Here is a 13,677-nt window from a genome sequence, read left to right as displayed (position 1 = left end):
GGTCGCCGTCGCCGGATTCTGGAGACTCTGGCTTGCGGGTTTGGTACTGGCTTAGCCCATTTCGATACTTCGATGCACCAGTTGATCGGTGACTTCCCTAGTTTCGGAAAGCAGGGATGTGGGCGCCTCGAAGCCCGATCAGGGTTTACGCAGGTAGGCAATAGGCTCAAGAAATCTACAATATGGACACTCATCCACAATATGGACGGATTGCAATATGCCCCTCGATGACTCCGACCCCAACCCGAAGACCCCCTACCAATACCCCAATCCTCCGGATGCGTTGCCGGAGATCGTGGTGCCCCATGCAATCCCGACGGACGAGCGGCTGTGGGTGCCGCAGGCGGAGAACGTGTGGTTTCGCCCGCTGTGCCTGAACGCCAGCCAGGGCTACTGGATGAACCTGCTGCGCGTGCGCAAGTCGGGCGTGCTGAGCCGCCACCGCCATCCCCAGGCGGTGCACGGGTTCGTGCTGAAGGGCCGTTGGCGCTACCTGGAGCACGACTGGGAAGCCACCGAAGGCAGCTACGTGTTCGAGCCGCCGGGGGAGACCCATACGCTGTACGTGCCGGAGGACGTGGAGGAAATGATCACGTACTTCCAGGTGAACGGTGTCATGTACTACACCGATCCTTGGGGCAAGGGGATGGGCTACGAGGACGTGTTCACCAAGATCGACATGTGCCGCAAGCATTTCGAAGCAGTGGGCCTCGGCGCCGACTTCACCAAGCAGTTCATTCGATGAAGGAGAACTACGGCGGCGCGAGCTACGACTTCGCCGGCGCCGTGGCGATCGTCACGGGCGGCGCGAGCGGCATCGGCGCCGAGGTCGTCACGCACCTGCGGCGCTGCGGCGCGCGTGTCGCCGTCTGGGACATGGCGGCAATCGCCGACGACGATGCGTGGCAGGTCGACGTGACCGATCTCGACAGCGTCGAACGCGCCGCGCGGGAGACCGTGACGCGCTTCGGACGCATCGACTTCGTGGTCAACAGCGCGGGGTTCGCGGGACCGACGATGCCGGTCGATGCCTACGACCCGCTCACTTGGCGGCGCATCGTCGACGTCAATCTCGTCGGCACCTTCAACGTGTGCCGCGCGGTGGTGCCACACCTGCGCGCAGCGGGGCAGGGGCGCATCGTCAACATCGCGTCGCTGGCGGGCAAGGAGGGCACGCCCAATGCCTCGGCCTACAGCGCGGCCAAGGCGGGTGTGCTGGCGCTGACCAAGTCGCTCGGCAAGGAACTCGCTGCGACCGGCATCCTCGTCAACGCCATCGCGCCGGCCGCGGTGCGCACGCCTATCCTGGCGCAGATGTCGCCCGCGCACGTTCAGACCATGATCGACAAGAGCCCGATGCAGCGTCTCGGCGAAAGCGCTGAGGTGGCCGAGATGGTGGCGTGGCTGTGTTCGGGTTCATGCACCTTCAACACCGCATCCATCTTTGACCTTTCGGGCGGACGCGCAACCTACTGACTTCGCGGCGGAGCGCTCACTGTGCGCAATGCCATCCCACTTTCCAACACCACTAGAGACATCCCATGATTCGATTCGCACAAAACCTGCGCCGCCTCGCGGTACTGTCCATGCTGCCCGCCGCAGCAGTGCTCGCCGCCGGCCAGGCCTCGGCCCAGGCGCGAGACTTTCCCACCAAGCCGATCGAGTTGGTCGTGCCCTTCCAGCCCGGCGGCGGCACCGATGCGTTGGCGCGTGCCTTCGCCGACGCCACGCGCAAGCACATGCCGCAGAGCATGATCATCGTGAACAAGCCCGGCGCGAGCGGTGCCATCGGCTGGCAGGACGTGATCAACGCCAAGCCGGACGGCTATCGCCTCGCGGTCGTCACGGTGGAGCTGACCACGCTGCCGCATATGGGCCTCGCGAAGTTCACGTACGACGACCTCACGCCCATCGCACGTCTCAACGCAGACCAGGCCGCGATCACCGTGCGCGCCGATGCGCCATGGAACACCATCGAAGAGTTCCTTGCGGCGGCCAAGAAGGACAGCGGCAAGCTCAGCATGGGCAACGCCGGCAACGGATCGATCTGGCACCTGGCGGCGGCCGCGCTCGAAGACAAGACCAGCGTGAAGTTCAATCACACGCCGTTCCAGGGCGCGGGCCCCGCCGTGCTCGCCTTGCTGGGTGGACACATCGATGCCGTGGCTGTGAGCCCGGCCGAGGTCACGACCTACGTGCAGGCCGGCAAGCTGAAGACGCTGGCCGTGATGGCCGACCAGCGCGTGAAGGGCTTCGACAAGGTGCCGACGCTGAAGGAGCGCGGGATCGACCTGACCATCGGCACCTGGCGCGGCATTGCGGCGCCGAAGAACACGCCGCCGGAAGTCGTCGCGTACCTGAAAGACCTGAGCAAGAAGGCCTCGGACGAAGCCGCTTTCCGCGAAGTGCTGGAGAAGCAGAACCTGGGCTTCGCCTACGCCGACGACGTCGCGTTCAAGGCCGTCATGGCCAAGGACAGCGCCTACTTCAAGACGCTGATGGGCAAGCTGGACATCAAGAACTGAACACGCGCGACATGACTTATCAGGCAGAACTCTTCAAGGGCAAGCGGGCACTGGTGGCGGGGGCCACGCAGGGCATCGGCGCCGTGATCGCCAACCACCTTGCCGCGCTCGGCGCGGAGGTGACGGCCCTCGGCCTGGGTGCCGGCGACGGCACGCTGGACGCGGCGGTCGAGGTCAGGCAGGCCGACGTGACCTCGGTCGAAAGCCTCGAAGGCGCGCTGGCCGACATCGACCGGCTCGACATCGTCTTCAACTGCGCGGGCATCATCCAACGCGGGGCAGAGCATGACCTCGAGGTCTTCCAGAAGGTGCTGAACGTGAACCTCACGGGCACGATGCGCGTGTGCACCATGACGCGCGAGCGCCTGAAGGCGAGCAGGGGCTGCATCGTCAACACCGCTTCCATGCTCAGCTTCTTCGGCGGCGGCCTGGTTCCCGGCTACGCGGCCAGCAAAGGCGGTGTGGCACAGCTCACCAAGTCGCTCGCCATCAGCTATGCGGCGGACGGCATCCGGGTCAATGCAGTGGCGCCGGGCTGGATCGCCACGCCGCTGACGAAGCCGCTGCAGGACGACCCGTCGCGTGCCGGCCCGATCCTGGCGCGCACGCCGCTGGGGCGCTGGGGCACACCGGACGACGTGGCGCGCGCGGCAATGTTCCTGTGCACTCCCGCGGCATCGTTCATGACAGGGGTGATCCTGCCGGTGGACGGCGGCTACATGGTGGCCTGAGGACGATGGCGCAAGGCGGGCGGCGTGAATGGCACGGGGATAATGACCGGGCCTCTACGGTCCTTTCTTCAGTCGCTGGTCTCACTGCTCGTCCTATGCCCGCTCCCCGGTCTTCTCCTGCCACGTCATCGCCCGCCGAGGAGTCCGTCCAGGCGAAGGTCGCAGGCACCGCCGCGTTCTCCAAGTTCATGCGCGTGCTGCAGTTGGTGGCGGATGCCGAGGAGCCGGTGAACGTCGGTGCGTTGATGCGTGCGAGCGGCTATCCGCGGCCGACCGTGCATCGCATCGTTGCGGCGCTGATCGCCGAGCGCCTGTTGGTGGAAAACCAGAACAGCGCGAACCTGGCGCTCGGCCCACGACTGATCCAGCTTGCGAGCCGCAGCTGGGGCCGGTCCGAACTGCGGCTGGCTGCCGTCGACGAACTCAAGCGCCTGCGCGACCTGACTGGCGAGACAGTGCACCTTGCCGTGCCCAACGGCACAAGCATGGTCTACATCGAGAAGCTCGAAAGCCCGAGCGCGGTGCGCATGGCGTCTCGCATCGGCACGAGCGTCTCGCTGCACTCGACGGCGGTGGGCAAGGCCTATCTGGCTGCCCTCGATGACAAGACCTTCAAGGGCCTGGTCAAGGGTCTGCCCATGCCGCGGTACACCGAGAAGACCATGGTCGAGCCGGCGGCGCTGCGCGCCCAGATCGACCAGACGCGCGAGCGGGGCTGGTCGGTGGACAACGAGGAAAACGAGGCGGGCATCTTCTGCTTCGGCGCCGCGATCCGCGGAGCGGGCGGGGTGCCCGTGGCTGCCATCAGCGTCAGCACGCTCATGTTTCGCCAGAAGGAAGACCCGGAACAAGCCTACGTGGCGCCATTGCTCGAGGCCTGCCGGGTGATCTCGGAGCGCATCGTGCAGACGCCGTCGCTTTCATCCGGCGACGTGCTCTAGCGTCGCCGGGCTCAGGCGACTCCGCAGGCCGCGCTGTAGCGCGCTTCGTTCTCCAGCACGTGCTCGTGCAGTTGCGTGCAGGTGCCATCGATGTCGCCTTGCTCCAGCAGGTCGAGCAGGATCTGGTGGCTGGGCACCATGTTCTCGATGGGGGAGCGGTGGCGCAGCGCGATCAGCTGATACCGGATGAGTTCATAGGCACCGCGCAGGTAGGCGTTGGTGCAGCACGCCAGGAACTCGTAGTGGAAGTTCATGTCGATGCGCGAAAGGCGATCGACGTCGTGCGCCGCTTCGGCGGCCTTCATCTCGTCGATGTGCTTGCGCATGCGCTCCATCAGCACTTCCGGCTGGGTGGTGGCCGCCTCGCGCAGGGCGGCGATTTCGATCATGGCGCGGTAACGGCATAGCTGCCCCACCTGTTCGGGCGTGAGCTTGAACACGAAAGTGCCGCGCTGCGGATAGATGTCGACCAGGCCTTCCATCTTGAGCCGCACCAGCGCTTCGCGCACCGGCGTCTTGCTGATGCCCATCCGTTGCGCCAGCTGGGCCTCCGATACCTGCTCTCCCAGCTTCAGCTCGCCGGCCACGATGCCCTCGCGCAAGCGGTCGTAGGCGAGATCGGTGAGCAACTGCGGTCGCTCGAAATGTAGGGGGGCGTTCATGGGGTGCTCCGTGTTCCGGCTTGCTCAAGTGTAGGGGTTATCGAGGATGTCGGATCTGAGATACCAGATACGATACATCGAACACGGCGACACACAAGCCGGCAAAACGAGCAGGAGACACATGGCAATCGAACAAGCGTCGCTGGGCACACCGAGCATTGGCCGTTGGGAAGAGCGGCTGCTGGTTGCCAATCGCTGGGCACTGATCCTGTTGCTGGCGACGATGGCCGTGCTGGTCATCGCGAACGTGATCTCGCGCTACGTGTTCTCGTATTCCTTCACATGGGTGGAGGAGGCGACCCGCTACATGATGATCTGGTCCGCCTTCCTCGGCGCCGGCGTCGCCCTGCGGGTGGGCGGCCATATCGCCATCGACACGCTGCCCGGCGCGTTGCCGCCGCGTGCCGCACGCCTGCTGCGCGCGCTCATCGTGCTGGTGCTCGCCGTCACGCTGCTGGTGCTGATCTGGCTCGGCGTCGAATACTCGGAATTTGCCTGGGAGCAGGAGACACCGGTGCTGGGTTGGTCCTTCGGCAAGGTCTACCTTGCGATGCCCATCGGTGCAGCCCTCATGCTCGTGCACCTCGGCCTGGTGGCGCGGCGCTGGATCGGCACCGGCGAGTGGGAAAAGGTCGAGGGCTTCGACCCACAGGCACTCTGAGGCGGACACAAGCATGACTGCCGTTCTTTCCATCAGCTTCCTGGGCCTGATGATCCTGGGGGCGCCGATCGCCTTCGCGATGCTGATTGCCGGGCTCGCCGCCGTCGCCATGAAGCCGGGCCTGAGCGGCCTGATCGTGGTGCAGAACCTGTTCAGCGGCCTCGACAGCTTTCCCTTGCTGGCGATCCCGTTCTTCATCCTCGCTGCCGAACTGATGTCGGGTGGCGCGTTGACGGATGTGCTCCTCAACTTCGCGGCGCGGCTCGTGGGTCGTCGGCGGGGCGGCCTGGGCCACGCGAACATCCTGACGCTGACGTTCTTCTCGGGCATCAGCGGCTCCGCGCTGGCCGATGCCGCGGGGCCCGGCGCGATGCTGATCAAGATGATGAAGAAGGCCGGCTACAGCCCTGCCTATGCCGCAGCGTTGACGGCTTCCACCGCCATCGTCGGGCCGATCATTCCGCCGTCGATCATCATGATCGTCTACGCGCTGACCGACAACAGCGTGACGATCACAGGACTGTTCCTCGCCGGTGTCGTGCCGGGGCTGCTCATCGCGGGCGCGCTGGCGGCAGTGAATCACGCCATCAGCGTGCGACGCAACTACCGAAGCTCCGAGGCGCTGATCGACCACACGCCGATTCTTCGGCTCTTCGTGAAAGCGTTGCCGGCGCTGGTACTGCCTTTCATCATCCTCGGCGGCATTCACCTCGGCATCTTCACGCCGACTGAAGCCTCCGCGGCTGCAGTCCTCTACGCATTCCTGGTCGGTCGCTTCGTCTACGGCACGCTGCGCATGGACATGCTTCCGGCGATCCTTTTCCGTACCGCGCTGATGACCTCGTCGGTGCTGTTCATCGTGGCGACGTCCGCGGTGTTCGCCTGGGTGCTGACGGTGGGCCAGATCCCGCAGACCGTTGCAGCCTGGATCGCGGGCATGCACCTGGCGCCGATCGCGCTGCTGATTGCCATCAACGTGTTGCTGCTGCTGGTGGGCATCTTCATCGAGCCGCTGCCCGGCGTGATGATCATGGTGCCGATCCTGGCGCCGCTGGCCGATGCGGCCGGCCTGAATCCGCTGCACTTCGCGATCGTCGTCATCGTCAATCTCACGCTCGGGATGATCACGCCCCCGGTCGGCGGGCTGCTGTTCGTCACATCCATCGTCTCGGGCGTCTCCATGGGGCCCATGGTGCGCGAGGCCAAGCCGATGCTGGTCGCGCTGCTGCTCGTGCTGGCACTCCTCACATTTGTCCCGGGCTTCTCGACCTGGCTGCCGGGACTGCTGGGCTACAGGAACTGAGCCTCTCAATCATTCGACCGCTTTGCACACAGGAGACATCAAGATGAACAGAAGACGCCTTTCCCTCTTGTCCATGGCTGCGGCCATGCTGGTCGCATTCGGAGCCTCGCAGGCGCATGCGGAGAAGGTCCTGAAGTACGCGCATTTCCAGCCGGCCAAGAACGACCAGCCGAAGCACGTGGCCGCGCTCGCGTTCAAGGAGCACGTCGAGAAGGCCACCAATGGCTCGATCAAGGTCGAGATCTACCCCGCAGGCCAGCTCGGCACCGCGCAGCAGATGATGGAGGGGCTGCGCCTCGGCAGCGTGGAACTGGCCGTCGTGCATGACGGCGGCATCCCCGGTGTCTACAAGACCTTCAACATCTTCGGGCTGCCGTACCTGTTCAACGACCATGCGCATGCCTACGCGGTGCTGGACGGTCCGTTCGGCAAGGAGCTGGCCGAGGACATGCGAAAGAAGACCGGCATTCGGCTGATGGCCTACGCCGACAACGGCATCCGCCACTTCACCAATTCAAAGCATCCCATCAAGGCGCCGGACGACATGAAGGGCCTGAAGATGCGCGTGCAGCCCAGCCCGGTGTTCGTGAAGCTGGTCGAGGCGCTCGGCGGCAGCCCCACGGCCATCGATTGGGGCGAACTGCCCGCGGCGCTGGCACAGGGCACGGCCGATGGCCAGGAGAACGGCGTGACCAACATCCTCGCCGCCAGTCTCTACCAGCACCAGAAGTACGTCACGCTCGACGGCCACGTCTACAGCCTTCATGCCTATCTGGTGAGCGACCGCTTCTACAACAGCCTCACGCCCACCGAGAAGAAGGCCGTGGACGAAGGCGTCGAGAAGGCGAAGAAGATCCACCGCGACATGACACGCGAGCAGGATCTCTCGGCCAAGAAAGTGCTGGGCGAAAAGGGCATGACGGTCACTGAACTCAGCGCTGCGGAGGTCGATCGCTTCCGCAAGGCCTCGCAACCTGCAGTGCGCAAGTACCTGGAGGCCGATGTCAGCAAGGAATGGACGGAAAAGCTGGTGAAGGCCGCGGACAGCTCGCGCCAATGATGTCGGAGCCGGCGACCGTGAACGAGCGAAGGGCCGGCGCCTTGCCGTACCGCGTGGTCGCCCTCGACGACGGCTACGCGTCGTACGACCAGGAAATCCGCCTGCTCGGCGAGGCGGGCGCATCCTTCGAGGTGCAGCCCTGCCGCGCCCAGGAAGAAGCGGCCTTGCGAACGGTGCGCGGCGCGGATGTCGTGCTGGTGAGGGAGTCTCCCATTCCGCGGCGGGTGATCGATGCGATGGATCGCTGCAAGGCCATCGTTCGCTACGGAATCGGCGTCGACAACATCGACCTCGTGGCGGCGCGCGAGCGCGGCATCGTGGTGGCGAACGTGCCCGACTACGGGACCGATGAAGTCAGCACGCAGACGGTGGCTCTTGCGTTGTCCGTCGTCAGGCGCTTGCAGTTGCACGATGCCGAGGTACGGTCCGGGCGATGGTCGACGGGCGTGCTCAAGCCGATGTATCGATTGCGCGGCCGTACGCTGGGACTGATCGGCTTTGGTCGGATCGCCCGCATGACGCATGAGAAGTTCGCCGGCTTCGGCTTCGGCCGCGTGCTGGTGAACGACCCGCACGCCGAACTGCCGCCGGGACTGGAAGCAGCGAGCGTGGACGACATCTGCCGCGAGGTCGACATGCTGTCGCTGCATGTGCCGTTGACGGCGCAGACGCGGCATCTGATCGATGCCCGCAGGCTGGCCTTGATGCGGCCGACGGCCATCCTGGTCAACACCTCGAGGGGCGGGCTGGTCGATTTGGATGCGCTCCATTGCGCGCTGACAGAAGGCCGAATCCTCGGCGCGGGGCTCGACGTGTTCGAGCAGGAGCCGCCGGACCCGGCGCATCCGATCTTCGCGCTGGACAACGTCGCCGTCAGCAATCACATCGGCTGGTACAGCGAGGAGGCCATGCGCGAACTGCAGCGCAAGACAGCGGAAGAAGCGGTGCGCATCCTGCGCGGCGAGCCGCCGCGTCATTGGGTGAACCGCTGAATCGAATCTTGTTTGGGATCTAAGGAGCTGAAGAATGAAAGAACTGATCGAAGGATTTCAGACCGTCGCGGTCGCCTCGGTGGCCGATGCCGTCGACAAGGTGTGCGGCAGGCGCGGCTACATGGACGCCAGCATCAAGCCGCGCATCAACGACAAGCGCGTGGTCGGCCCCGCGGCCACCGTGCTCGAAGCGGCAACGGATGAATTCCTGCCACCGCAACACGCGCTGGACCTGATCGACGAGGCGCCGCGGGGCAGCGTCATCGTGATTTCCATCGCGGGCGGCGAACCCGACGTGGCGGTCTGGGGCGGCCTCATGACGGCGGGTGCCGTGGCCAACGAGCATGCGGGCGCGATCCTGGACGGCGGCGTGCGCGACCTGGGCGAGATTCGTCGCGACTATGGCTTCCAGGTCTATGCCCGCGAGATCAGCCCAGGCACGACCCTGGGCCGCTTCAAGACGGTTGCATCCCAGGTGCCGGTGGAAGTCGGCGGCGTGGTCGTCCATCCGGGGGACATCATCGTGGCCGACATCGACGGCGTCGTGGTGGTGCCCCAGGGCAAGGCGCAGGAAGTGCTGGACATGTCCATCGAGATCGATGCGCGCGAACTGGAGCAGGCTCGCCTGATCATTGCGGAGAAGTCGCTGCGCAAGGGTCTGGCCAAGTACGGCCGCATCTGAAGGGGAGGGCCCAGCGCGTGACAACCGACATCCTCGCCCTCGGCGAGCCGATGGTGGAGTTCAACCAGACGGGGGAGGGCGGCGGTCGCTCCTACCTGCAAGGCTTCGGCGGCGACACCTCCAATGCGGCCATTGCCGCGGCCCGGCAAGGCGCGAGCGTCGGCTACCTGTCGGCGGTGGGGGACGACGTGTACGGTCGCATGCTGCGCGACCTGTGGGAGCGCGAAGGTGTCGAGCACGGCGGCGTCGCGACGAATCCGCAAGGCTTCACGGCCGTCTACTTCGTCAACCACGACGCCAAGGGCCATCACTTCAGCTTTTTCCGCCGGGGCTCCGCTGCGAGCCAGATGCGGCCACAGGACTTGTCACGCGAAAAGATCGCACAGGCGAAGGTCTTGCACCTGTCCGGTATCTCGGCTGCGATTTCCGATTCGGCATGCGACACCTGCTTCGCTGCCGTGGAGATGGCGAAGGAAGCGGGCGTGCAGGTCTCCTTCGACACGAACCTGCGGCTGAAGCTGTGGCCGCTGGCGCGCGCGCGGGCGGTGATGCGTGAACTGATCCGCCAGTGCGACATCTGCCTGCCCAGCTTCGAGGACATCAGCGCCATCAGTGGCCTTGAAGATCCGGATGCGCTCGCCGATTTCTGCCTTCAACTGGGCGCGAAGACCGTGGCGCTCAAGCTCGGGGCGGAAGGAGCGCTGATGGACGATGGGCGCAGGCGCTTTCGCCTGGCGCCGCATCCGTGCAAGCCGGTGGATGCGACGGGCGCTGGCGACACGTTTGGAGGTGCGTTGCTGGCGCGGCTTGTCGCCGGTGATGATCTTCAGGCGGCTGCGCGCTATGCGACTGCGGCTGCCGCCCTCTCCACCGAGGGCTACGGTGCAGTGGAGCCGATCCCTCATTCGGAGCAGGTACGGGCCGCGCTCGCCGCATGACGGTCGCGATCAGCGCCCTTCGTAGGCTTGCTTCAACAGGCCGATGTCCAGCTTCTTCATTTTCATCATCGTCTCCATGACGCGCCTGGCCTTCTGAGGGTCCTTGTCCTGGAGCATCGCGCCGAGCGCGGTGGGGACGATCTGCCACGACAGCCCATACTTGTCCTTCAGCCAACCGCAGGGCTGGATCTCGCCCCCGTCGGATGACAACTTCGCCGCGAAGTCATCGACTTCTTCCTGCGTCTCGCAGCGCACGAAGAAGGAGATGGCGGGTGTGAAGCTGAACATCGGGCCGCCGTTGAGGGCCATGAATTCCTGACCCTCGAGTTCGAAGGTGGCGCCCATGACGGAGCCCTTCGGGCCGGGCCCGCCTTCCCCTTGGCGCATGACGTCCTTGACGCGCGAGTTCTTGAAGATGGACGTGTAGAACGTCATCGCCTCTTCGACCTTGCCGTCGAACCAGAGGAAGGGCGCAATCTTTTGCATCGGGATTCCTTTCGTCTGCTGCCGGGAAAAGCGGGGAGTGCGGTTGCAGCACTTCCATGCCGGGACGGGCAGGGGAGAAGACCAAAGGTGGCCGACTGGTACTGAACCAACAAGTTCAGTATGCGGTGCGGCTCAACCGCATGTCAAGCGTCAAGCGACTTGCAGCGATGCCCTGCGTTCGCCGAGCCGGCTGCTCCACGCTGCAAGCGCCAACGCGCCGAGCGTGATGGCCGCGCCCGCCCACGGCAGGTCGGCCAGCGGGGCGCCCGCGGCCAGCATGCCGCTGCCGATCCAGGCGCCGGTCGCGTTGCCGAGGTTGAACGCGCCCTGGTTCAGCGTCGACGCCAGATTAGGCGCGGCGTCCGCATGCTGCACGATGAGTGTCTGCAACAAGGGCACCAGCGCGAAGGAGAGGGTGGTCCACAGCAGCATCAGCACGACGGTCGCGGCCTTCATCGGCAGCACGAAGTGCATGAGCGCCAGCACCAGCGCGTTGAGCCCGAGTACCAGCAGCATCGACGGCACCAGGCGCCGGTCCCCCAGCCGCCCGCCGACCGTGCTGCCGATGGTCAGGCCCACGCCCAGCAGAAGCAGGATGGGCGCGACTGCCGCGTTCGAGAATCCGCTCACTTGCGTGAGCAGCGGCGCGATGTAGGTGAATACGCAGAACAGGCTCGCCGAAGTCAATGCGCTCGTTGCCAGCGCCAGCAACACGCGGCGATCCGCCAGCACGGTGAACTCGCGAAGGATGTTGCCCTTCTGCATCTCGATGTGTCGCGGGAGCAGCACGACCAGCGAAGCAACCGCGGCCAGCGCGATCACCACGATGGACGCGAAGGTCATGCGCCAGCCATAGTGCTCGCCGACGATGCGGCCGAGCGGCACGCCGAGCACATTGGCCAGCGTGAGGCCGGTGAACATGAGTGCAATCGCCTGCGAGCGCTTGTTGGGCGCGACCAGCCCTGCGGCGACGACCGAACCGATCCCGAAGAAGGTGCCGTGCGCCAGCGCAGTGATCACACGGGCCGCCATCAGCAATCCGTAGTTGGGTGCCAGCGCGCACAGGAGGTTGCCGAGCACGAAAAGCGAGGCCAGGGTAATCAGCGTGGCCTTGCGCGGCAGCCGCGCCGTTGCCACGGCGAACACCGGCGCGCCGACCACCACGCCCATGGCGTAGCCGGTGACCAGCAGGCCCGCCTGGGAGAGCGTGACGCCGAGGTCGAGCGCCATGTCGGGCAGCAGCCCCATCACGACGAATTCGCTCGTGCCGATCGCGAATGCGGCGGCCGCGAGGGCCAGCAAGGCAATGGGCATGCGCGACGGAGCTGCGAGCGGCGAACTGGTCGAGGTGGTCATAAGGAATATTAGGGTTAACCCCTATTATCCCGGACGACCCGCCTCACGTTGCTGGCAGAAGCGAATTCCGACGGAACTCCGTCGCATAAAACAACAGTGCGACCACTCCAAAGGCGCCGCCGAGGAGGCACAGGCCACCCCATCCGTGGAATGCGTAGATCGCAGCGGCCAGGCCGGAGGCCACGGCCGCGCACATGAAGATGAAGGTCAGGAACAGCCCGTTCAGCCGTCCGCGCAACTCCGGCGCCAGGATGTACAGGCTGCGCAGGCTGAGCACGTTGCACACCTGGACAGCACCATCGAGCAGGATGCCCGCCGCGACCAGGCCCGCCAGCGAGCGGAAATGGACGGCCGCGGCGCCCAGTCCGAAAGACAGCAGCGCGACGACGATCGCCATGCCCGTCGCCGGTCGCGTGAGTCCGCGGTCTGCCAGGCGCCCCGCCCACGGTGCGGCCAGTGCTCCCGCTGCGCCAGCCAACGCAAACAATGCGATCCCGCCCTGGCCCAGCCCGAACTCATGGGCCAGCGCGAGCGGCACGGCAGTCCAGAAGGCCTGGAAGCCCGCGAACATCATCCCCTGGTAGAAGGCGCGCCGACGCAGCAGCGGCGTGCGCCAGACAATGCCGGGCAGCGAGGCCATGGTGCGCGCATAGCCGGTCGAGGCATGCGGCCGGCGCTGCGGCAACGCGCGCCACAGCACCACGGCCAGGGTTGCCATCAAGACCGCGGAAATGGCGAACACGGCACGCCATCCGAAGGCCGCTGCGATCAGGCTTGAAAACGGCCGCGCCAGCATGATCCCGGCCAGCAGCCCTGCCATGATGTTGCCCACGACCTTGCCGCGCGTCGCCTCCGGCACGAGATGCGACGCCAGCGGCACCAGCACCTGGGCCGCCACCGCGCAAGTCCCGACGAGAAACGAAGCCGCAAGGAAGGTCGCTGCCGAATTCGACAACGCGATGCCGACCAGGCCGATGACCGCACCCACCATCAGAAAGGTGATCAGCCGCCGGTTCTCGACCACGTCGGCCAGCGGAACCAGCATCAGGAGGCCCGCGCCATATCCGAGTTGGGTCAGCGTCATGATCAGGCCGGCCAGGCCCGCATGCAGCTGGAGCGTGGCGGCGATCGGCCCGATCAGCGGTTGCGCGAAGTAGATGTTGGCGACGCAGAGCCCACACGCGATGGCGAACAGGATGGTCAGGCCGGTGGACAGCCCGGCAGGTGCGGATGTCCCGCTGGGAATGGAATGTTGGGGATGGGGCACGGAGGCGTCTCGCAAGGGCTCCAGGGCTCGCCTGGGTGGAGGGCCGGCACCTTAGCATGTCTCCCGAGAACGT

General features: G+C 65.8%; 15 protein-coding genes. 11 read left to right on the top strand and 4 right to left on the bottom strand.

Annotation, left to right across the window (positions count from 1 at the left end; genetic code table 11):
• Positions 1–217 precede the first annotated feature (217 nt).
• The 5 genes from QTH90_RS06500 to QTH90_RS06480 all read left to right on the top strand — a co-directional run bounded on the left by QTH90_RS06500 (position 218) and on the right by QTH90_RS06480 (position 4,197).
• Positions 218–745 carry a 2,4'-dihydroxyacetophenone dioxygenase family protein gene (locus QTH90_RS06500; protein ID WP_286597829.1) on the top strand — a complete coding sequence of 176 codons (528 nt, stop codon included), beginning with the start codon at positions 218–220 and terminating at the stop codon, positions 743–745.
• Positions 742–1,476, top strand: coding sequence for an SDR family NAD(P)-dependent oxidoreductase (locus QTH90_RS06495; RefSeq protein WP_286663680.1), 735 nt, complete (start codon positions 742–744; stop codon positions 1,474–1,476). The genes QTH90_RS06500 and QTH90_RS06495 overlap by 4 nt, the downstream gene beginning before the upstream one ends.
• 65 nt (positions 1,477–1,541) lie before the next feature.
• The gene (locus tag QTH90_RS06490) at positions 1,542–2,525 is read left to right on the top strand and encodes a tripartite tricarboxylate transporter substrate binding protein (protein ID WP_286663679.1); all 984 of its coding nucleotides are present in this window, start codon (positions 1,542–1,544) and stop codon (positions 2,523–2,525) included.
• 11 nt (positions 2,526–2,536) lie between these two features.
• Entirely contained in the window at positions 2,537–3,256 is a 720-nt protein-coding gene (locus QTH90_RS06485; RefSeq protein ID WP_286663678.1) for an SDR family NAD(P)-dependent oxidoreductase, read from the top strand.
• Between the two features lie 95 nt (positions 3,257–3,351).
• Positions 3,352–4,197, top strand: coding sequence for an IclR family transcriptional regulator (locus tag QTH90_RS06480; RefSeq protein ID WP_286663677.1), 846 nt, complete (start codon positions 3,352–3,354; stop codon positions 4,195–4,197).
• Positions 4,198–4,208: 11 nt separating this feature from the next.
• Here QTH90_RS06480 and QTH90_RS06475 read toward each other — a convergent pair whose 3' ends face one another.
• Positions 4,209–4,859 (bottom strand): GntR family transcriptional regulator, encoded by a 651-nt coding sequence (locus QTH90_RS06475; RefSeq protein ID WP_286663676.1) that lies wholly within the window; start codon positions 4,857–4,859, stop codon positions 4,209–4,211.
• Positions 4,860–4,980: 121 nt separating this feature from the next.
• Here QTH90_RS06475 and QTH90_RS06470 point away from each other — a divergent pair, with 121 nt between their 5' ends.
• The 6 genes from QTH90_RS06470 to QTH90_RS06445 are packed head-to-tail and all read left to right on the top strand — an operon-like array spanning position 4,981 to position 10,495.
• The gene (locus tag QTH90_RS06470) at positions 4,981–5,520 is read left to right on the top strand and encodes a TRAP transporter small permease (RefSeq protein ID WP_286663675.1); all 540 of its coding nucleotides are present in this window, start codon (positions 4,981–4,983) and stop codon (positions 5,518–5,520) included.
• Between the two features lie 13 nt (positions 5,521–5,533).
• On the top strand, positions 5,534–6,823 hold the full coding sequence (locus tag QTH90_RS06465) for a TRAP transporter large permease (RefSeq protein WP_286663674.1): 1,290 nt from the start codon (positions 5,534–5,536) through the stop codon (positions 6,821–6,823).
• 43 nt (positions 6,824–6,866) lie between these two features.
• Positions 6,867–7,883, top strand: a complete 1,017-nt coding sequence (locus tag QTH90_RS06460; RefSeq protein WP_286663673.1) for a TRAP transporter substrate-binding protein — start codon at positions 6,867–6,869, stop codon at positions 7,881–7,883.
• Between the two features lie 17 nt (positions 7,884–7,900).
• A complete protein-coding gene (locus tag QTH90_RS06455) occupies positions 7,901–8,875 on the top strand; it encodes a C-terminal binding protein (protein ID WP_286663672.1) in 975 nt (324 codons plus the stop codon).
• Positions 8,876–8,909: 34 nt separating this feature from the next.
• Positions 8,910–9,557: an RraA family protein gene (locus tag QTH90_RS06450; protein ID WP_286663671.1), complete on the top strand. Its 648-nt coding sequence runs from the start codon at positions 8,910–8,912 to the stop codon at positions 9,555–9,557.
• 17 nt (positions 9,558–9,574) lie between these two features.
• Positions 9,575–10,495, top strand: a complete 921-nt coding sequence (locus QTH90_RS06445; RefSeq protein WP_286663670.1) for a sugar kinase — start codon at positions 9,575–9,577, stop codon at positions 10,493–10,495.
• 9 nt (positions 10,496–10,504) lie between these two features.
• Here the strand turns inward: QTH90_RS06445 and QTH90_RS06440 are convergent, their stop codons facing one another.
• The 3 genes from QTH90_RS06440 to QTH90_RS06430 form a co-directional block, all read right to left on the bottom strand.
• Complete coding sequence (locus QTH90_RS06440; protein WP_286663669.1) at positions 10,505–10,981, bottom strand: VOC family protein; 477 nt, start codon at positions 10,979–10,981, stop codon at positions 10,505–10,507.
• Positions 10,982–11,131: 150 nt separating this feature from the next.
• Complete coding sequence (locus QTH90_RS06435) at positions 11,132–12,295, bottom strand: MFS transporter (protein ID WP_286664476.1); 1,164 nt, start codon at positions 12,293–12,295, stop codon at positions 11,132–11,134.
• 85 nt (positions 12,296–12,380) lie between these two features.
• Positions 12,381–13,604 carry an MFS transporter gene (locus QTH90_RS06430; RefSeq protein WP_286663668.1) on the bottom strand — a complete coding sequence of 408 codons (1,224 nt, stop codon included), beginning with the start codon at positions 13,602–13,604 and terminating at the stop codon, positions 12,381–12,383.
• Between the last annotated feature and the right edge of the window lie 73 nt (positions 13,605–13,677).

The organism is Variovorax flavidus (assembly GCF_030317145.1).
GTDB lineage: Bacteria > Pseudomonadota > Gammaproteobacteria > Burkholderiales > Burkholderiaceae_C > Variovorax > Variovorax flavidus.
This window is presented reverse-complemented; position numbering and strand designations above follow the sequence as displayed.